This is a genomic window from Streptomyces sp. NPDC004134, from assembly GCF_042874195.1.
Taxonomy (GTDB): Bacteria; Actinomycetota; Actinomycetes; order Streptomycetales; family Streptomycetaceae; genus Streptomyces.
In genome coordinates this window covers 288,911-308,420 of record NZ_JBIAMS010000005.1, presented here as the reverse complement: position 1 = coordinate 308,420, position 19,510 = coordinate 288,911, and the positions used below count along the sequence as shown (strand labels likewise).

Here is a 19,510-nt window from a genome sequence, read left to right as displayed (position 1 = left end):
ACCTGAAGAACCCTTCAGGTGCCTTCAGGATGCCTTCAGGGTCGCTCAGGCAGCTTGGTCTCTGTCAGCAGACAGCGGCACGAGCCGTCGACAGCAGGAGGAACCCTCATGAAGCGCAACATCGTCATCGCCGCCGTCGCGTCGGCCGCTCTGATCACCGGCGGCACGGTGACCGCGGTCGCGGCCTCGAACGGCGGCGACAGTGGGGCGGACGCGGCCTCGGTGCCGGCGGACGTGCAGGTGGGCGACGACAACGGCAAGGATGACGGCCGGGACGACGACGGCAGGGACGACCGGGACGACGACGGCCAGGACGACGACCGGGCCGAGGCGGAGGCGCTCGCCGCGGCGAAGGTGAGCGTGGACGACGCGATCGCGGCGGCGCTGCAGGAGCACGCGGGGACGGTGGGTTCCGCCGAGTTCGACGCCGCGGACGACGACGGCAAGAGCGAGGCCAGCAAGTGGGAGATCGAGGTCCTCGGCGAGGACGGCAAGTGGTACGAGGTGAACGTCGACGCGGCCAGCGGTGACATCGTCGCGGACCGCGGGGACGACAACGGTCAGTCGGACGACGACGACAGTGACGACGGCAAGGACGACGACAGCGACGACCAGAGCGACGACTCCGGTGACGACGGCTCCGACGACGACGGCGACGACCGCTCGGACGGCTGAGCCACCGGCTGAGCTACGGGCCGGCCCACCGGCTGGTCCGTACGCCCCGCTCCTTCCCTGATCCATCCTCCCGGCCCCCGGCGGGTGCCGCTCCGTGATACTCCCCAGTTCACACGGAGGCGGTCCCGCCGGGGCTTTCCCTGTCCGCGGGTATGTCCCCTTCCGTACCGCGCTCGCCGCACCGCACCCCCGCCGCACGGCACACCCCGCCGCACCGCACCCCCGTCGCACGGCACCCCGCCGCACCGCACCCCCGTCGCACGGCACCCCGCCGCACCGCACTCCGCGCATGACGAAGGCCGGCCCCGGAGCCCCGTGCCCCCGGTGCCGGCCCCGTCCCGCCACCCGGCTATCCCTTGCCGGTGGCGCGTCCGTACTGCAGCAGGGCCCAGCTCACGCTGCCGAAGGAGAGCACCATGACGACGGAGCGGACGTTGTTCCAGCGCACCCACCTGTCCTCCACCCGCTCGCGCAGCCCGGCCAGGTCCTTGATCTGGTCGACGGCGCCGGCGGCGTCGAGTTCGTTGTTCATCGGCACGTTGATGGCGAAGGTGATGGCGAGCATGGCGACGTAGAGGACGAGGGCGGCGATGAGCCACGGCAGCGGCTTGGACCGCTGGTCGCCGTCGGCGCCGAGGAGCAGTCCGCCGGCGAGCAGGAGGAGGACGAAGGCGCCGCCGAAGGTGAGGGCGAACCAGCCGTTCATCATGGCGCGGTTCATCTGCTGGAAGCTCTCGACGAAGGTGCGGTCGGAGGCGCGGGCGAGGCCGGGCATCACCGAGTACGACCAGACGTAGAAGAGGCCGGCGCTCAGTCCCGTGGTGAGGACGGCCGCGAACAGCGCGGCGGTGCGGAAGTCAGACATTCCAGGCTCCTCTTCCGGCCGCTTCGCGCACGAAGTCGGTGAAGTCGCGGGGGGCGCGTCCCAGGGCCTTCCGGACGCCGTCGGTGAGGTGGGCGTTGCGGCCGTCGAGTATGCGGGTGAAGAGTTCGGCGAAGATCTCGACGACGTCGGCCGGGAGGTGTCCGGCGGCGGATTTCCGGAACTGTTCGGGGGTGACGGGCACGTAGCGCACGTCGCGGCCGGTGGCCTTGCCGATCTCGGCGGCGGCGTCGCCGAAGGTGAGGAGGCGGGGGCCGCTCAGTTCGTACGTGGTCCCACTGTGCCCGTCTTCGGTGAGGGCCGCGACCACGACGTCGGCGATGTCGCGGGTGTCGAGGAAGGGCTCGGGGACGTCGGCGGCGGGGAGGACGAGTTCGCCGGAGAGTACGGGTTCGAGGAGGAAGTCCTCGTCGAAGTTCTGCATGAACCAGGCGCAGCGGACGATGGTCCACTGGGCGCCGGATTCCTTGACGGCGTCCTCGCTGGGGTGGCATTCGGGTTCGCCGCGGCCGGAGAGGAGGACGAGGCGCTGGACGCCGGCGCGTACGGCCGTCTCGGTGAAGGCGCGGATGGCGGGGGCGGCGGCGGGGTCGGCGAGGTCGGGGGCGTAGGTGAGGTAGGCGGTGCGGACGCCGCGGAGTGCGGGGGTCCAGGTGTCGGGGGCGTGCCAGTCGAAGGGGGTGTCGCTTCGGCGGGAGACGGCGCGTACGGCGTGGCCGCGGGCGGTGAGGGTCTCGGTGACGTGGCGGCCGGTCTTGCCGGTGCCGCCGATGACGAGGTGGATGTCGTTCTGGTCGTTGTTTGTCATAGGGCCAGTGAACCGGCGGGCGGCTGGACGCTCCATGGCTGAAAGGCTCGCCGGCATACGTGAGCGTCTACGCTGGCGGGTATGGATTCGATTGCCGGTCTTCTGGACAGTCCGCGGGCGCACGGCGCGTTGATGATCCGTGCGCTGCTGGAGCCGCCGTGGTCGGTGCGGGTGGTGGACCGGGCGCCGTTGTCGATCGTGGCGCTGGCGAGCGGTTCGGCGTGGGTGTCGTATGACGACGCGGAGCCGGTGCGGGTGGGGGAGGGTGAGATCGCGATCATGCGTGGCCCTGATCCGTATGTCTTCTCGGACGATCCGGCGACGGAGCCGCAGGCGCTGATCCACGCGGGCGGGCGCTGTGAGACGCCGGACGGGCGGAGTCTGGCGGACGAGCTGGATGCGGATGTGCGGACGTGGGCGCACGGTGGCGGCGGTTCGGCGCGGATGCTCATCGGGTCGTACGAGAACACGGGCGAGATCGGTGCGCGGCTGCTGGACGCGCTGCCGCGGCTGGTGGTGGTGACGAAGGACATGTGCGACTGCCCGGTGCTGCCGGTGCTGGAGGAGGAGATCGGGCGGAACGGGCCCGCGCAGCGGGTGGTGCTGGACCGGCTGCTGGATCTGCTGGTGGTGGCGGCGCTGCGGGCGTGGTTCGCGCGGCCGGAGGCGCGGGCGCCTGGCTGGTACCGGGCGCAGGGGGATCCGGTGGTGGGGCGGGCGCTGAAGTTGCTGCACAACAATCCGGCGCATCCGTGGACGGTGGCGGAGCTGGCGGTGCGGGCGGGGGTGTCGCGGGCGGCGCTGGCGCGGCGGTTCGCGGAGCTGGTGGGGGAGCCGCCGATGACGTATCTGACGGGGTGGCGGCTGGCGTTGGCGGCGGATCTGCTGCGGGAGCCGGAGGCGACGGTGGGTGCGGTGGCGCGGCGGGTGGGGTATGGGAGCCCGTTTGCGCTGAGTACGGCGTTCAAGCGGGTGCACGGGGTGAGTCCGCAGGAGCACCGGCTGGCGGCGGCGGGGGCGTAGTACGGGCGGTATGCCCGGGGCGTGCGGGGAGGTACGGCGGGGCGTTCGGGGAGGTGGGCCGGGGCGTTCGGGACAGCCGTCCGGCCGCGCATGATGAGCAGGGGCGCGCGCCGCGTGCGAGTGTCGGAACATGACCGTCCGCACGGCTTCCCGGCGCCTGCACTGGTCGGTCGTCGTGCCGCCGGCTGCCGCCGTGGTGCTGGCCTTCACGTGGCAGCGTCCGCTCTCGGGCGTCCTGAACGGCGTCGTCTCCTTCTTCCTCATCGCCGCGGTGCTGGCCGCCGTGCATCACGCGGAGGTGGTGGCGGAGCGGATCGGGCAGCCGTACGGGGCGCTGGTGCTGGCGGTGGCGGTGACGGTCATCGAGGTGGCGCTGATCGTCACGATGATGGTCGACGGGGGCGAGAAGTCGAGCGCGCTGGCCCGGGACACGGTGTTCGCCGCGGTGATGATCACGTGCAACGGGATCGTGGGCCTCAGTCTGCTGCTGGTCGCGCTGCGCCGCGGGGAGGCGTTCTTCAGCGCGGAGGGTACGGGGACGCAGTTGGCGACGGTGACGACGCTGGCGGGGCTGAGTCTGGTACTGCCGAAGTTCACGACGAGCGAGCCGGGCCCGGTGTTCGCGACGGGGCAGTTGGCGTTCGCCGCGCTGGCGTCGATCGCGCTGTACGGGGTCTTCGTGGCGACGCAGACGGTGCGGCACCGGGAGAAGTTCCTGCCGGTGACGCCGGGCGGCGAGGTGATCGACGACATGGACGACCCGGCGCACCGGCCGTCGAAGCGTACGGCGCGGTGGGGTCTGGGGCTGCTGCTGCTGGCGCTGGTGTGTGTGGTGGGGCTGGCGAAGGGGGTGTCGCCCGCGATCGAGGACGGGCTGGACGCGGCGGGGCTGCCGCGTTCCGCGGTGGGTGCGGCGATCGCGCTGCTGGTGCTGCTGCCGGAGTCGATCGCGGCGGTGCGGGAGGCGGGCCGGGACCGGGTGCAGACGAGTCTGAACCTGGCGTACGGGTCGGCGATCGCGAGCATCGGGCTGACGATCCCGACGGTGGCGATCGCGTCGATCTGGCTGGAGGGGCCGCTGAAGCTGGGTCTGGGGAGCAGTCAGTTGGTGCTGCTGACGATGACGGTGGTGGTGGGGACGCTGACGGTGACGCACGGGCGGGCGACGTTGCAGCAGGGCGGGGTGCATCTGGCGCTGTTCGCGGCGTATCTGGTGCTGGCGGTGATGCCGTGAGTGGGGTACGGCTCGTTCGGGTGTATCCGCGGTGCGGGGGCGGGGGGTGTCGCGGAGGCTGGGGGCATGCGTCTGGACGACGGGGACGGCCTGGGGGGCAGCGGGGCGGCTGACGGCGGGGTGCCCGGGGGCGGTTCGGCGGACGGGGGGCCGGCGGGCGGGGAGAGTTTCCGGCGTCAGGTGAAGGATGCGGTGACGCCGCGGTCGGCGGTGCTGTTGCTGGGGGTGCTGGCGTTGGGGGTGCTGTTCATCACCTCGTACGCGGGTGCGTTCCACGCGCCGAAGCCCAAGGACGTGCCGGTCGGGGTGGTCGCCCCGGCGCAGGTGCGGGGGAAGGTGGTCGACGGGCTGAACGGGCTGCCGGGCTCGCCGCTGTCGGCGCGGGCGGCGGCGTCGCGGGCGGCGGCGGTGGACCGGATCAGGGACCGCAGGCTGGACGGCGCGCTGGTCGTGGCCCCGCGGGGGTCGACGGACCTGCTGCTGGTCGCGAGCGGCGGCGGGCAGTCGCTGTCGGACGCGGTACGGAAGGTCGTGACGGCGGCGGAGCGGGCGGAGGGCCGGTCCGTACGGACGGTGGACGTGGCGCCGGCGGACCCGCAGGACGCGCGGGGGCTGTCGTCGTTCTACCTGGTGGTGGGGTGGTCGGTCGGCGGGTATCTGTGCGCGGCGATCCTCGCGGTCAGCTACGGGTCGCGCCCGGCGGACCAGCGGCGGGCGGTGATCCGGCTGGGGGTGCTGGCACTGCATTCGATCGCGCTGGGGGTGCTGGGTGCGGTGGTGATCGGTCCGGTGCTGGGGGCGCTGCCGGGCAGCGTGCTGGGTCTTGCGGCGCTGGGGGCGCTGGTGGTGGCCGCGGCGGGGGCGACGACGTTCGCGTTCCAGGGGATGCTGGGCATTCTCGGCATCGGGATGACGGTGCTGGTGATCGTCATCGCGGGCAACCCGAGCGCGGGCGGGGCGTATCCGTATCCGCTGCTGCCGCCGTTCTGGCGGGAGATCGGTCCTGCGCTGATCCCGGGGGCGGGGACGTGGACGGCGCGCTCGATCGCGTACTTCGACGGGCGGGCGGTGACGGGGCCGCTGCTGGTGCTCGCGGCGTGGGCGGTGGGCGGGGCGGTGCTGACGCTGGTGTTCGCCCGTATCCACAAGTCGGACGCCCGCCGCCTGGTCTGAGGGGCGGGCCGGGCCGACTCGGCCGACCCGCACCTGCCCTGCCTGCCTGCCTGCCTGCCTGCCTGCCTGCCTGCCTGCCTGCCTGCCGCGACACGTACGTTGCCTTGCCCTGCCGTGACACGTACCTGCCGCCGGCCGGTGACCCCGTCCCGCGGCTCAGTGGTGGAAGCCCGGCTGGTGCGGCGCCGGGGTCCCCGCCCCGTCCTTCAGCCGGCCCAGCGCCTCGCGTACGTCCGCCGCCAGCAGCTCGATCTTGTCGTGGCTGATCCCGTGCCTGATCAGCACCCGCTGGATGACCGTCTCCTGCCGCCGCGGCGGCAGCGGGTACGACGGCACCTGCCAGCCGCGCAGCCGCAGTTGCTCCGTCACGTCGTACAGCGTGAAGCCCGCGGCCGCCGGGTCCGTCAGCGTCCACGACACCGCCGGCAGCGCGCCGCGCCCGTCGTACAGCAGCGTGAACGGGCCCATGCCGGCGATCTGCTCGCCCAGCCACTCGGCGCTGCCGGCCGCCGCGCGGTAGATGCGGCGGTAGCCCGCGCGGCCCAGCCGCAGCAGGTTGTAGTACTGCGCGACGACCTCGCCGCCGGGCCGGGAGAAGTTCAGCGCGAACGTCGGCATGTCGCCGCCGAGGTAGCTGACGCGGAAGATCAGGTCCTCGGGCAGCAGATCGGCGGTGCGCCAGATCGCCCAGCCGACGCCCAGGGGCGCCATGCCGTACTTGTGTCCCGAGGAGTTGATGGACGCCACCCGCTCCACCCGGAAGTCCCACTCCAGCTCGGGGCGGAGGAACGGGGCGACGAAGCCGCCGCTGGCGGCGTCCACGTGCACGGGCACGTCCAGGCCCGTGTCGGCCTGGATCGCGTCGAGTTCGGCGGCGATCTCCTTGACCGGCTCGTAGTCGCACGTGTAGGTGACACCGAGGATGGCGACGACGCCGATGGTGTTCTCGTCGACGTACTCGCGCAGTTGGTGCGGGCGCAGCCCGGTGGCGTCCGGCTCCAGCGGCACCTGGCGCAGCTCGACGTCGAAGTACCGGGCGAACTTCTCCCAGCACACCTGCACGGGGCCGCACACCAGGTTCGGCCGGTCGGCGGGCTTGCCCTCGGCCTCGCGGCGCCGGCGCCAGCGCCACTTGAGCGCCAGGCCGCCGAGCATCGCGGCCTCGCTGGAGCCGGTGGTCGAGCAGCCCATGGTCGTCTCGCCGTGCGGGGAATGCCACAGGTCGGCGAGGATGTGCACGCAGCGGTTCTCGATGTCCGCGGTCTGCGGGTACTCGTCCTTGTCGACCATGTTCTTGCCGATGCACTCGTCCATGAGGCTGTGCACCTCGTCCTCGGCCCAGGTGGTGCAGAACGTCGCCAGGTTCTGCGCCGCGTTGCCGTCGAGGGCCAGCTCGTCGCGGATGAGCGCTTTGACGGCGCGCGGGTCGGACACCTCCTCGGGCATGAAGTACTTGGGCAGCGCGTGCTCGCTGATGGGCATCGCGTAGACGTCGTCGTACGGTCCGGCGACGCCGCGGTCGGTCTGGTGCAGGGCCACGGTGCGGATCCTCTCGCCTCGGCGCACCCATCGTGGGCACCCCGGGCGGCGGGGCACGGACCGACACGCCGCCCGCGGCCCGCGGGGGGCCGGGTGCGGCATCCGGCTCAGCCCGTACGCGCCTGCCGCAGCCCGGCGAGGGCCGCGAGCGGGAACGCGGGCACATGGTGCCCGTCGCGCCCGGTCATCGGCTCGGCGGCGGTCAGCACGTTGAGCACGGCCTCCTCGACTGCTTCGACGACGGCCGTGTGGAAGGGGTCGACGCGGCCCCAGGGTATGAAGCGCAGCGTCTCGTACGGAGCGTCCTCACCGGCGTCCCCTTCCGCGGCGGGGCGGGGCGGGAACGTGCTGGTGAGGGCGCCCGGGTTGGCGGTGGAGAAGGCGAGGAAGAGATCGCCGGAGAAGTGGCTGCCGGTGGTGCCCGTACGGGCCAGGCCCAGCGGCACCCGCCGGGCGAGGGCCTTGCACTGGCCGGGCAGCAGCGGCGCGTCGGTCGCGACGACGACGATGACGGACCCGGCCCCGGGCGGCACGGGCCGCTCGGGATCCACGGGGCTCGGGGACCGCACGGGGCCGACGGAGTCCGCGGGACTCACGGGCCTTGCGGAGTCCACGGGGCTCGCGGAGTCCACGGGGCTCACGGAGTCCACGGGATCCTCCGGATCCCCGGGCCCCTCCCCGCTCTCGTACGAACCGTCCCCCCGCCCCGTACCGGCATCCGGCCCGCCGCCCGCGCCCGTACCGGCCGCACCCCCACTGCCGCCGCTACCGCTACCGCCCCCGTCCCCGCGTGCCGCCTCCGACAGCTCCCGCCCCAGCGGCGCCCCCGCCACCACCAGTTCCCGTCGCGCCCCGAAGTTGGCCTGCACGAAGACCCCGACCGTGTACCTCTCCGCCCCGTACCGCACCACGCGCGACGCCGTGCCCGAGCCGCCCTTGTACCCGTAGCACCGCATGCCCGTGCCGCCCCCGACGCCGCCCTCCGCGACCGGCCCGCCCGCCGCCGCGTCGATCGCCGCGCCCGCGTGCGCCGGGGTGACGTGCGCCCCGTGGATGTCGTGCAGGTATCCGTCCCACGTCTCGGTTACCACAGGCAGCAGCCACTCCGGCGCCATGTCCCTGCGGTGCGTACGCACCCACTCGACCACGCCGCGGTGCACCGGCCCGACCGCGTACGTGTTGGTGAGGAGCACCGGCACCGCCAGCGAGCCGCTCTCCTCCAGCCACGCCGTGCCGGTCATCTCGCCGTTGCCGTTGAGCGAGTGCCACCCGGCCGCGCACGGCGTGCCGACGCCGTCGCGCCCGCGCGGCAGCAGTGCCGTGACCCCGGTCCGTACGTCGTCGCCCCCGGTCAGCGTCACGTACCCGACCTGGACGCCCGGGACGTCCGTGATCGCGTTCCACTCCCCCGGCTCGCCGGTCAGCGGGATGCCGAAATCCCGTGCCCGCCCGCGCTCTTCGCTCATGGGCACCAGTCTCACACCGGGGACTGACATCGCGGCGACGCGAACGCGGACGGGCAGCGGGACCGGCTCTGCCGGGGTGCGTCAGCGGCCCCAGGGGACCGTCTCGCCGGCCGGCGGGGTCTTGTCCGGGACGGGCTGGTCGAAGGTGAAGTTCGTGGTCTGCGAATCGCCGTCGCCCTTCGAGGTCGCGCGCACCGGGAACGGCTTGCCCTGGGTGGAGACCGACAGGGTCATGTCCACCCCCTTGTGCTTGCTGGTGACGTCGATGACGGGCTTGCCGTCGGCGGTCGTCTCGCTGCCCTTCTTCAGGGTGCCCATGGAGGTGGCGTCCTTGAGGGTGTCGCGGAACTCGTTGATGCTGCAGATCCTGGCGAGATCGGAAAGGCCCTGGTCCTGGGCGGTGCCCTGGAGGAACTTGCCCTCCAGCTTCTGCACGTCCTTCGACTGGCCGGAAGGGAGGTTGTTCCGCAGCCAGGCGGCGTTGGCCTTGACCCATATCTTGTCGCCGTGCCGGATGACCTCCAGGCTGCCGCCGTCGGCGGCGAAGCCGACGGTGCCGACGCAGTTGTTGTCGCGGTCGGCGCTGACGTCGAGGCTGGTCACGTCCGTACGGCCGAGGCCGGACCCCGTCCTCTCCGTGGTGACGTGCAGGGACCTGGCGTCGTTGAACGACGACACGGCGCGGTTGGCTATGTCCGTGGCGCTCTTCTTGGCGACGCCGTTGTCGTCCTGTGCGTGGGCGGTTCCTGCGGTACCGACCAGAGCGGTCGCGCAAAGCGTGGCGCCGAGGGCGCCGAGGGTCGCTTTCCGAGTACGGGGCATCGGAGTTCCTTCCAGGAGGGAACAGCAACGCCAGAATCGTACATTCAGGGCAAAGCGGTCGCACGGCCGGGGCAGCCGCCGATGGTACGCCCCCTGCGGACCCACCCCCGGACACGCCTGGAACCACGCCGATCCGCGGGGGCGCGCGGGGGGAGCCGCCGGGGCGTACGCCGGGGTGAACGGGGCGCACCGTTCTTTCAGAAGGGTGTCCGGAGGTAGAACGGAGTAATGAGCCGCGCCCTGGCCCCCACCGTGACAGCCGTGACAGCCGTGGTGACCCTGTTATCAGGCTGTACGGAGACGTCGCACCGCTGCGACGACCGCCCCGAGCCCTCCGACGTCGGCGGTCTGCGGCGCCCCGTCGAGATCCGCCCCGGCGGCGGGTCCCCCGCCCTGACCACGGCCGCCGCCGCGCGCGCCGTACCGGCGGCGGGCCGCGGCGCGGACGGCACCGACCGGCTCCTCGTCCGCCTGCAGCGCGAGACCCTCCTCATGGCCGACGACCTCCGCCCCGTCCGCCCGGGCCGCTGCACCGGCGCCCTCCCCGTCCGCGCCGGAGCCACCACCCGCTGCACCGTCTTCTACGCGGACGTGGAGGTGCCCTGGAAGGTGAAGCGCACCGGCACCACCCCCGACTCCCGCCCCCGCTACGACACCGCCCCCGTCACCGGCGTCCACACCGCCCAGGCCGTCTACGCGGCGTACGCCCGCCACGTGGCCCGCAGCGACGCCGACGGCCCCCTGGCCCCCCGCGACCCGCGCTGCGACCGCCTCCCGGACGTCTTCACCGCACCACCGGGCGAGGACACGGGCTACTTCTGCCAGGACGTCCTGTGGTCATGCCGCAGCGGCGACTTCGACTTCACCTGGAACGACCTCCCCGTCCGCACGGACGACCACGGCAAGGTGACCTTCGAATAGCCCCCGGGCCGCCCCGGCGGCGTCACGCCGCCTGCAGAGGAGCGTCCTCGCGCCATTTGAGGATCTTGTCGAAGCTCACCACCGCGCCGCGGCCCGGGCGGTCGCGGATGTCGACGTGGTCGCTCAGCTCCGCGATCAGGAAGAGGCCGCGGCCGCCCTCCGCGCCCGTGTCGGTCAGGGGCGGGGGCGTGGCGGGGGAGTCGGGATGTGGGGTGGGGGTGGCGAAGCCGGGGCCGGAGTCGATGACCTCGATGTGGCAGCGGTCGCCGTCGAAGTGGGCGGTGACGCGGTAGTCCTCGCCGGGGGCCGCGCCGCCGTGTTCGACGGCGTTGGCACACGCTTCGGTGAGGGCGAGGGAGAGGTCGAAGGCGACGTCCGGGTCCACCCCGGCCGTCTCCATCGCGCCGACCAGCAGGCGGCGGGCGAGCGGGACGCTGGCCGCCTCCCGGCGCAGTCGCAGGGACCACCACATGCTCATGCGTTCAGCCTCCTGGCCGCCACCCCGACATACGGTACGTATAACCCTTGTGTCGGCACCGTAAGCACGCGAGTTGCGTGAGAACCCTCATTCGGCGGAGGGGTTTCTTCCGCCTTTCGGGGTGGGAGATGAACTGGCCCGGATCCGGTCGATCGGCGCCCCGGCGGGGTCCGTACGGCCGTGCGGTGAGATGATGGCGCCCGCCATGGCTGCCTCTCACGCTCCCGCCAGTGCGGAGCTGCGCCTTCTGCGGGCCGCGGTGTTCACCGCGGTCTGCGTCGTGCTGTCCGCGGGCGGGCACGTGCTGGCCTCGAACGAGACGGTGCCGCTGTGGACGCTCGGCGTCGCCGCGGCGCTGGTGTTCGCGGTGGCCGTGCCACTGGCCGGGCGGGAGCGGTCGCTGCCCGGGATCGCGGGGCTGCTGGCGGTGGGGCAGATCGGGCTGCACGGGGTCTTCGGGCTCGGTCAGCACTGCGCCGTCGGCGCCGTCGCGGCGGGAGGCCACGGCGGTGCGCACGCGGGCGGCTCCGGTGGCGAGGGCGGCAGCACCGCCGTCGACCTCGCCCGGCGGCTGCTGTGCAACGACGCCGCGATGGACCTCACCGAGGGCCGCGCCCGGGAGATCGTCACCAACGCCGGGCTCGACCCGGACGCCGGCGCCGGTACGGGCGCCGCCCACGCCGCGCACGGCGGCGGGATCGGTGACGGCCTCGGCGCCGCGTTCGACCTGTCCACGTACTCCCTGCCGATGGTCCTCGGCCACCTCCTCGCCGCCCTCACCGCAGGGTGGCTGCTGCGCCGCGGCGACGCCGCGCTGACGACCCTGCTGCACCTCGCCACCGGCGCCGGCCTCGCCCCGCTGCGCGCCGCCGTGCGCTACCGGCGGGCCCTCGACGCCGGGTTCGACGGCGCGGGCCGGCCGGCCGTGCGCCCCGGGGCGGCGACCGCGTACGACGAGCGGAGCGCCCGTACCGTACGCGAACTGCAGCACACCGTCGTACGCCGCGGGCCCCCGGCCTTCGCCCTCGCGGCCTGACGCGACGGCACCCCTTCCGGCTTACGGCCCACGCGCCGCACGCCCCATACGACACGGGCGAACGCGGGCGCAAGGCTTCGGGTGAGCGGGTGGTCGCGCCGCTGCCGCACGCGCGCCAACCCCCAATCCATCCACACCCACCGGAGTGTGTCAGTCATGAAGTCATCCCGTATGCGGCGAATGTCCGTCAGCACGGCCGTCGCCGCCGGTGCCGTCCTGTTCCTCGCCGGGCCGGCCGCCGCGCACGTCAGCATCGACCCCGGCGAGGCGGAGCAGGGCGGGTACGCCACCGTCAACTTCAAGGTGCCCAACGAGCGCGACGACGCCTCCACGATCAAGCTGGAGGTCACCCTGCCGACCGACCACCCGCTGACGTCCGTCATGCCGGAGCCCGTGCCCGGCTGGGACGTGAAGGTGGAGCAGGCCAAGCTCGACACCCCGATCGAGTCGCACGGCGAGAAGATCACCGAGGCGGTCAGCAAGGTCACGTGGTCCGGCGGGAAGGTCGAGCCGGGGACGTTCCAGCGGTTCCCGGTCTCCATGGGCGCGCTGCCCGAGGACGCCGACCAGTTGGTGTTCAAGGCGGTCCAGACGTACGACAACGACGAGGTCGTCCGCTGGATCGAGGTCCCGGAGGAGGGCGGCGAGGAGCCGGAGAGCCCGGCGCCCGTGCTGGCCCTGACGCCCGCGGAGGACGGCGGCCACGGCGGAGGGGGCGACTCCGACGACGACGCCGGGAACGGCGACGACGCCGAACAGGCCGCCGCCGAGGACGAGGGCGAGGGCACCGGCGACAGCGCCGCCGACGACGACGGCTCCTCCGACACCATGGCCCGCACGCTGGGCATCGTCGGCATCGCGCTCGGCGTCGCCGGCGTCGCGTTCGGCGTGCAGTCGCGGCGCCGCGGCGCGGGCGGCGGCAGCGCGGGCGGCTCCTCCTCGGCGCAGTAGGCGCGGCACCCGCACCCGGCACGTATACGCAAGGGGTGGCCCGGCCGGCAGCACCGGGCGGGCCACCCGCGAGCCCTCAAGGAAGCACGGCATGCGCACAACCCGTACGACCACCGTCTACGCCGCCGCGGCCCTCGCCGCCGCCGCGGCCCTCACCCTCACCGCCTGCGGCTCCGACTCCGGCGACGACAGCGCCAAACCCGCCGTGGAGATCTCCGGCGGCAGCAGCAAACCCGGTGTCGTCCTCGACACCCCCAAGGAGAAACCGGACCTCGTCCTGACCGACACGGAGGGCGAGGAGTACGACCTCGTCGCCGAGACGGCGGGCAAGCCCACCCTCCTCTTCTTCGGCTACACCAACTGCCCCGACGTCTGCCCGACGACGATGAGCGACATCGCCATCGCCAAGCAGAAGCTGCCCCGCGCCGAGCAGGACGAGCTGCAGGTCGTCATGGTCAGCACCGACCCGAAGCGCGACACCCCGAAGCGCATGGGCGAGTGGCTCGACGCACAGGACAAGGACTTCATCGGCCTGACCGGGGACTTCGCCGCGGTCGAGGACGCCGCGCGGAGCATCGGCGTGCACCTGGAGAAGCCGGTGAAGGAGAAGGACGGCAGCATCACCGTCAGCCACGGCGCGGAGGTGCTGGCGTACTCGCCGAAGGACGACAAGGCGCACGTGCTGTATCTGGCCGGGGTGACGGCGGAGCAGTACGCGAAGGACATGCCGAAGCTGGTGAAGGGGCAGAACCCGTGAGCCGCGGGCGACGGGTGTCAGCAGTCACTGCCGCCGCCCTGTCCCTCGCCCTCGGCCTCGGCCTGGGCGCATGTTCCGGTGACGACTCCGGTACGGGGACGAAGGGGCAGTCCGGCGACGGCTCCGGCACCGGCTCCGGCTCGGGGCCGGGCTCCGGACCCGGCTCCGGGCCCCGGCTGCGCGCCGAGGCCGGCTTCGTACCGCAGCCGGTGATGAAGGACCTCGCCGCCGGCTATCTGACCGTACGCAACGACGGCGCGGCCGACGACCGGCTCACCGCCGTCAGCACCGACCTCGCCGACGACGTCACCATGCACACCACCGAGGGCGAGCGGATGCGCGCCGTCGACGGCTTCGACGTGCCCGCGGGCGGCGAGCTGACCCTCGCCCGCGGCGGCGACCATCTGATGCTGGAGAAGCTGGATCGCAAACCGGAGGTTGGCGAGAAGGTGTCCTTCGTGCTGCACTTCGCCGAGTCGGAGCCGATCGAGGTCGAGGTGCCGGTGCAGCCGACGACGTACCGCCCCGCGGAGTGAGAGGCGTGTCATGACCCCAACCGGACAGCTCCACCGAGCCCTTCGCGCATCGATCCGCCGGCGGTCGATGCACCGCAGGGGCGCGCATCGCAGGCGTGCGCTCGGGGCGTTGTGCGCCGCCGTCGCCGCCGTGGTGTGCGTCCTCGTGCCCGGCGCCACCCCGGCCGCCGCGCACGCCGCGCTCACCGGCACCGACCCCGCCGAGGGCTCGGTCGTCCAGGAGGCGCCGCAGGCCGTCACGCTCGACTTCTCCGAGGGCGTCCAGTTGGCCGACGACGCCATCCGCGTCCTCGACCCCGACGGCAACGACGTCACCAAGGGCGGTGCCGCCCACGTCGACGGCAACGCCAAGACGGCGACGACCGCGCTGCGCCCCGGGCTGCCGGACGGCACGTTCACCGTGGTCTGGAAGACCGTGTCCGCCGACAGCCACCCGATCTCCGGCGCCTTCACGTTCTCCGTGGGCAAGCCGTCGAAGACGACGGTGGCGGTGTCCGAGGCGGGCGAGGACAACGGCAGCGCCAAGGCGCTGTACGACACCGGGCGCTACGTGGCGTACGCGGGCTTCGTGCTGCTCGTCGGCGGCGCCGTGTTCGCGGGCGTGTGCGGCGGGCGCAACCGGGTCGTGCGCCGGGTGGCGACCGGCGGCTGGGCGCTGCTGTTCGCCGCCACCGTGGCGCTGCTGCTGCTGCGCGGGCCGTACACGGGCGCGGACTTCGGGCTCGACTCGCTGCGCGACGTGCTGGAGACCCGGCCGGGCACCGCGCTGCTGTCGCGGCTGCTGCTGCTGGGCGCGGCGGCGGTGGTGCTGGCGGTGCTGTTCGGGGTGTACGGGCGGGAGACCGCGCCGGACGCGAAGGGCGCGGAGGCGGAGGCGGAAGCGGGCGCGGGGACCGGTGCGGGTACGGGCCCGGACGCCGCCGAGCCGGCCACCGAGCCGGCCGAGCCCGCCGACTCGTCTGCCGCGCGGTCCGCGGCCGCGGGGGACGACGCCGCGCGCAGCCGCGACCTGGCCATCGGCCTCGGGCTCGGCGGCGGCGTGGTCGCCGTCGGCCTCGCCGCGACGTGGGGCATGGCCGAGCACGCCTCCACCGGCATCCAGCCGTGGCTGGCCGTGCCGATGACGATGCTGCACCTGCTGGCCGTCGCCGTCTGGCTCGGCGGCCTCACCTCGCTGGCGCTGAGCCTGCGGCTCGGGCCGCGGGTCCCGTCGTACGTCATACGCCGCTTCTCGCGGCTGGCGCTGACGTCGGTGTCGGTGCTCGCCGCGACGGGGCTCTACCAGGCGTGGCGCGGGCTGGGGAGCTGGGGCGCGCTGACGGACACGTCGTACGGGCAGTTGCTGCTGGTGAAGCTGGGGCTGGTCGCGGTGCTGATCACCGCGGGCTGGACGTCGCGGCGCTGGACGCAGCGGCTGGCCGGTTCGGGCCTCGCGGCGCGCGCGGAAGAGGCGGGCGAGCCGGCGGAGGCGCAGCTCGTGCACGCCGGCGCCACCGCGGACGCGGGCGGTACGGGCAGTACCGGCACGGCGGCGGCCGCCTCCGGCGGCGCTCCGGACGGCGTGACGGTGCCGGCGCAGGGCTCCGGTGCGGGTTCCGGCTCCGGCTCCATACCGGACGACGACCCCTCCGGCGACGACCCCTCCGACGACGGGCCCGACGAGGACGCCGAGTCCGGCGGCGGGGCCGAGCCCCGCGCCGGCGACGACCCCGGCCGTGCCGAGCAGCTCGCCCGTCAGCGGGCCGCCGTCGACGCGACCCGCGCGCGCAAGGAGCGCGACTCCGACCCCGTGCGCCGGGGCCTGCGCCAGTCGGTCCTTGTCGAGACCGTTCTCGCCGTCGTACTGCTCTCCGTCGTGACGCTCCTGACGGGGACCCAGCCCGGCAGGGCCGAGACCGAGCAGGCCGCGGCCGAGTCCGCGCAGCGGCAGCCGGCCGGGCCGGTCAAGGTGAAGATCCCGTACGACACGGGCGGCCAGGGCGGCGCCGGGACCGCGGAGATCACCGTGGACCCGGGGCGTACCGGCGACAACCAACTGCACATCTACCTCACGGACGCCAACAACCAGCTCCTCAACGTCCCCGAGGTACGGCTCTCCTTCACCCTGGAGGAGAAGAACGTCGGCCCGCTCGACGTCACGCCCACCCCCGTCGAGAACGGGCACTGGGCCGCCACCGGCGTGCAGCTCCCGATGCCCGGGGAGTGGACCCTCCGGATGACCGTGCGCACCTCGCCCATCGACCAGGTGACAGAAGAGAAGAAGTTGACGATCCCGTGAGTTCGACACGTTCCGCCCGTACCGCACCGGAGACAGAGACGGCAGCAGCCCCCCGGCACCCGGTCTCCCGCCGCCGCCTCGTCGGCGCGGCGGGGGCCGCCGGGGCGGCGGGGCTCCTCGCCGGCGGCGCCTCCGGCGCGGCCGCCGCCGAGGCGCTGCGGGACGCGCCCCCCACACCGCTGACGTCGATCGGCGCGACGGGGGTGCCGTTCCACGGCACGCACCAGGCGGGCATCACCACCCCGCTGCAGGCCGCGGGCCACTTCGCCGCCTTCGACCTGGCCCCGGGCGCGGGGCGCAAGGAGGCCGCCGCGCTGCTCAAGCGGTGGTCGGCGACGGCCCGAGAGCTGAGCGAGGGCAAGGGAGCGGCGGCCGGCACCGGCAGCGCGCTCGACGCCGGGCCCGCGGCGCTCACCGTGACGTTCGGCTTCGGGCGCACGTTCTTCGACCGCACGGGACTGGCCGCCCGGCGCCCGGACGGGCTCGCCCCGCTGCCGCCGTTCTCCGCCGACGCGCTGGACGCGCGGCGCAGCGACGGCGACCTGTGGCTGCAGATCGGCGCGGACGACGCGCTGGTGGCGTTCGACGCGCTGCGCACGCTCCAGCGCCGGGCGGGCGACGCGGCGGTGCTGCGCTGGCAGATGAGCGGCTTCAACCGCACCCCGGGCGCCACCGACAGGCCCCGTACGGCACGCAACCTGATGGGGCAGGTCGACGGCACCAACAACCCGAAGCCCGAGGACCCGGACTTCGGCAAGCACGTCTTCGTGCCCGCGTCCGCCGGCGGCGCGCAGGAGTGGCTGGCGGGCGGCTCGTACGCCGTGTTCCGCCGGATCCGGATGCTGCTCGACACCTGGGACCACCTGTCGCCGGAGCGGCAGGAGCGCGTCATCGGGCGCCGCAGGTCGGACGGTGCCCCGCTGTCGGGCGGGGAAGAGACGACGCCGGTGGACATGAACAAGCAACTCGCGGACGGCTCCCTTGCCATCGCGGGGGACGCGCATGTACGGGTGGCGGCGCCGGAGTCGAACGGCGGGGCGACGATGCTGCGCCGCTCGTTCTCGTACCACGACGGCTATCTGGACACCAGGGACGGACCGGTGCCCGATGCCGGGCTGCTGTTCGTCGCCTGGCAGGCGGATCCGCTGAAGGGGTTCGTGCCGGTGCAGCGCAAGCTGGACCGGGGCGACGGGCTTTCGCGCTTCCTGCGGCACGAGGCGAGCGGGCTGTTCGCGGTGCCGGGCGGGGCGGCGGAGGGCGAGTACGTGGGACAGCGGCTGCTGGAGGGCTGAGCGCAGGCGGTCGGGTGCGTACGGCTGGGGCAGCCCCCCTTCGTACGGGACAGGGCCGCCCCGCCCGTACGGAGCGGGGCCCGCCCCCCTTCGTCGGGACGGGCGCCGGGCTCCCGTACCGGGGCCGGTCCATGATCGTCCGTTCCCCGGACCGGCACCCCCCGCACCGTGGCCGTGGGTATCGTGGCCGTCTCGCCGACCGCCCACGAGGAGCCGCCCCCATGTCCGCCAGCCGCTTCACCTATCTCGGCCCCGAGGGCACCTTCACCGAGGCCGCGCTGCGCACCCTCCCGGAGGCGGCGACGCGCGAGCTGGTGCCGATGGTCTCGGTGCCGGCGGTGCTGGACTCGGTGCGCAGCGGGGGTGCCGCGGGCGCGCTGGTGCCGATCGAGAACTCCGTGGAGGGCGGCGTGACCGCCACGCTCGACGAGCTGGCGCTCGGCGAGCCGCTGATGATCTACCGCGAGGTGCTGCTGCCGATCGCGTTCGCGCTGCTGGTGCGGCCGGGGACGAAGCTGGCGGACATCAAGACCGTCACCGGGCACCCGGTGGCGCAGCCGCAGGTGCGGCGCTGGCTGGCGGGGCATCTGCCGGACGCGGTGTGGGAGTCGTCGGCGTCGAACGCGGACGGCGCGCGCCAGGTGCAGGAGGGCCGGGTGGACGGGGCGTTCGCGGGCGAGTTCGCGGCGTCGGTGTACGGGCTGGAGCCGCTGGTCTCCGACATCCACGACGCGGAGAACGCGGAGACCCGGTTCGTCCTCGTCGGCCGCCCGGCGCGGCCGGCGGCGCCGACGGGCGCGGACAAGACCTCGGTCGTGATCTGGCTCGGCGACGACCACCCGGGCGCGCTGATGGAGCTGCTCCAGGAGTACGCGGTGCGCGGCGTCAACCTGCTGCGCATCGAGTCGCGGCCGACGGGCGAGGGCATCGGGCGGTACTGCTTCTCGGTCGACTGCGAGGGGCACATCACCGACCGCCGGGTGGGCGAGGCGATGATGGGGCTGAAGCGGGTCTGCCCGCGGGTGCGGTTCCTCGGTTCGTACCCCCGCGCGGGGCTGGCACCGGCGGACGTGCAGCCGCTGCGGGCGGGGACGTCGGACACGGCCTTCGTGGAGGCGTCGGACTGGCTGACGCGGTGTCTGGACGGCCGGGCCTGACCTGGGGTCTGTGCACAGTTCGCAGAGTTATCCACAGGCTGTCCGCGTCGGCTGTGTATAACTCCGCAGCCCGAACGGGCAATGTCGACAAATCTGTCTAGTGACTGATTTCCGGCGTCCAACTGCTCAGATGGTTACTCGTCACGGCAATTCCCTTGATCCACTCTAAGGCGGTAGGCAATTCCGCTCCAAAGGGTGTGTAGCCGGGGGCGTATCGGGGAATTCCTGCGCCAGCACCGGGCCGGCGGAACGATCTTCCCCGACTTCCACAGGCCGCCTCCCCCGCCTGTGGATAACTTTGGGGATCCGCGGCCACCTGTGGAAAAGGATTCCCCAACTGCCGTGCGCACCGCGGACGTACGTCGACTTTATGTCCTGATTGCACCATCCCGCACCTTTTCTCCACACGGCGGGAAGCGTGCTCCGCGAAACCGGCTATTCACAGCAAAGCGCCGAGAAATCCACAGGGGTGGAAATCGGC

General features: G+C 73.5%; 18 protein-coding genes. 12 read left to right on the top strand and 6 right to left on the bottom strand.

Annotated features, from left to right (window positions below; translation table 11 throughout):
• Positions 1–108: 108 nt before the first annotated feature.
• Entirely contained in the window at positions 109–675 is a 567-nt protein-coding gene (locus ACFYVJ_RS10125) for a PepSY domain-containing protein (RefSeq protein WP_388888462.1), read from the top strand.
• Positions 676–1,024: 349 nt separating this feature from the next.
• Here the strand turns inward: ACFYVJ_RS10125 and ACFYVJ_RS10120 are convergent, their stop codons facing one another.
• Positions 1,025–1,540: a DUF1772 domain-containing protein gene (locus tag ACFYVJ_RS10120; protein WP_388888459.1), complete on the bottom strand. Its 516-nt coding sequence runs from the start codon at positions 1,538–1,540 to the stop codon at positions 1,025–1,027.
• A complete protein-coding gene (locus tag ACFYVJ_RS10115; protein WP_388888457.1) occupies positions 1,533–2,366 on the bottom strand; it encodes an NAD(P)H-binding protein in 834 nt (277 codons plus the stop codon). Before ACFYVJ_RS10115 ends, ACFYVJ_RS10120 begins: the two co-directional genes overlap by 8 nt.
• 81 nt (positions 2,367–2,447) lie before the next feature.
• Between ACFYVJ_RS10115 and ACFYVJ_RS10110 the strand changes: the two genes are divergently transcribed.
• From ACFYVJ_RS10110 to ACFYVJ_RS10100, 3 genes are all read left to right on the top strand, one after another.
• Positions 2,448–3,389 carry an AraC family transcriptional regulator gene (locus tag ACFYVJ_RS10110; RefSeq protein WP_388888454.1) on the top strand — a complete coding sequence of 314 codons (942 nt, stop codon included), beginning with the start codon at positions 2,448–2,450 and terminating at the stop codon, positions 3,387–3,389.
• Positions 3,390–3,519: 130 nt separating this feature from the next.
• A complete protein-coding gene (locus ACFYVJ_RS10105; protein WP_388888451.1) occupies positions 3,520–4,623 on the top strand; it encodes a calcium:proton antiporter in 1,104 nt (367 codons plus the stop codon).
• Positions 4,624–4,689: 66 nt separating this feature from the next.
• Positions 4,690–5,796 (top strand): DUF3533 domain-containing protein, encoded by a 1,107-nt coding sequence (locus ACFYVJ_RS10100; RefSeq protein ID WP_388888448.1) that lies wholly within the window; start codon positions 4,690–4,692, stop codon positions 5,794–5,796.
• A gap of 156 nt (positions 5,797–5,952) precedes the next feature.
• Here ACFYVJ_RS10100 and ACFYVJ_RS10095 read toward each other — a convergent pair whose 3' ends face one another.
• From ACFYVJ_RS10095 to ACFYVJ_RS10085, 3 genes are all read right to left on the bottom strand, one after another.
• On the bottom strand, positions 5,953–7,335 hold the full coding sequence (locus tag ACFYVJ_RS10095) for a glutamate decarboxylase (RefSeq protein WP_388888445.1): 1,383 nt from the start codon (positions 7,333–7,335) through the stop codon (positions 5,953–5,955).
• A gap of 107 nt (positions 7,336–7,442) precedes the next feature.
• A complete protein-coding gene (locus tag ACFYVJ_RS10090) occupies positions 7,443–8,801 on the bottom strand; it encodes a P1 family peptidase (protein WP_388888442.1) in 1,359 nt (452 codons plus the stop codon).
• A gap of 81 nt (positions 8,802–8,882) precedes the next feature.
• A complete protein-coding gene (locus ACFYVJ_RS10085) occupies positions 8,883–9,623 on the bottom strand; it encodes a hypothetical protein (protein WP_388888439.1) in 741 nt (246 codons plus the stop codon).
• A gap of 261 nt (positions 9,624–9,884) precedes the next feature.
• On the opposite strand from ACFYVJ_RS10085, the gene ACFYVJ_RS10080 reads away from it, so the two are divergent.
• Complete coding sequence (locus ACFYVJ_RS10080; RefSeq protein ID WP_388888436.1) at positions 9,885–10,544, top strand: hypothetical protein; 660 nt, start codon at positions 9,885–9,887, stop codon at positions 10,542–10,544.
• Positions 10,545–10,566: 22 nt separating this feature from the next.
• Here the strand turns inward: ACFYVJ_RS10080 and ACFYVJ_RS10075 are convergent, their stop codons facing one another.
• Positions 10,567–11,022, bottom strand: a complete 456-nt coding sequence (locus ACFYVJ_RS10075; RefSeq protein WP_388888433.1) for an ATP-binding protein — start codon at positions 11,020–11,022, stop codon at positions 10,567–10,569.
• 133 nt (positions 11,023–11,155) lie between these two features.
• Between ACFYVJ_RS10075 and ACFYVJ_RS10070 the strand changes: the two genes are divergently transcribed.
• The 7 genes from ACFYVJ_RS10070 (at position 11,156) to pheA (ending at position 19,029) form a co-directional block, all read left to right on the top strand.
• Positions 11,156–12,058 (top strand): hypothetical protein, encoded by a 903-nt coding sequence (locus ACFYVJ_RS10070; RefSeq protein ID WP_388888605.1) that lies wholly within the window; start codon positions 11,156–11,158, stop codon positions 12,056–12,058.
• 171 nt (positions 12,059–12,229) lie between these two features.
• Positions 12,230–13,009, top strand: a complete 780-nt coding sequence (locus ACFYVJ_RS10065) for a YcnI family protein (RefSeq protein ID WP_388888602.1) — start codon at positions 12,230–12,232, stop codon at positions 13,007–13,009.
• A 91-nt stretch (positions 13,010–13,100) separates the two neighbouring features.
• The gene (locus ACFYVJ_RS10060; RefSeq protein WP_388888430.1) at positions 13,101–13,766 is read left to right on the top strand and encodes an SCO family protein; all 666 of its coding nucleotides are present in this window, start codon (positions 13,101–13,103) and stop codon (positions 13,764–13,766) included.
• A complete protein-coding gene (locus ACFYVJ_RS10055; RefSeq protein ID WP_388888427.1) occupies positions 13,763–14,302 on the top strand; it encodes a copper chaperone PCu(A)C in 540 nt (179 codons plus the stop codon). Before ACFYVJ_RS10060 ends, ACFYVJ_RS10055 begins: the two co-directional genes overlap by 4 nt.
• Before the next feature lie 10 nt (positions 14,303–14,312).
• Positions 14,313–16,580: a copper resistance CopC/CopD family protein gene (locus ACFYVJ_RS10050; protein ID WP_388888426.1), complete on the top strand. Its 2,268-nt coding sequence runs from the start codon at positions 14,313–14,315 to the stop codon at positions 16,578–16,580.
• Positions 16,577–17,872 (top strand): iron uptake transporter deferrochelatase/peroxidase subunit, encoded by a 1,296-nt coding sequence (gene efeB, locus ACFYVJ_RS10045; RefSeq protein WP_388888423.1) that lies wholly within the window; start codon positions 16,577–16,579, stop codon positions 17,870–17,872. Before ACFYVJ_RS10050 ends, efeB begins: the two co-directional genes overlap by 4 nt.
• Positions 17,873–18,093: 221 nt before the next feature.
• Positions 18,094–19,029: a prephenate dehydratase gene (pheA, locus tag ACFYVJ_RS10040; protein WP_388888420.1), complete on the top strand. Its 936-nt coding sequence runs from the start codon at positions 18,094–18,096 to the stop codon at positions 19,027–19,029.
• The last annotated feature ends 481 nt before the right edge of the window (positions 19,030–19,510 follow it).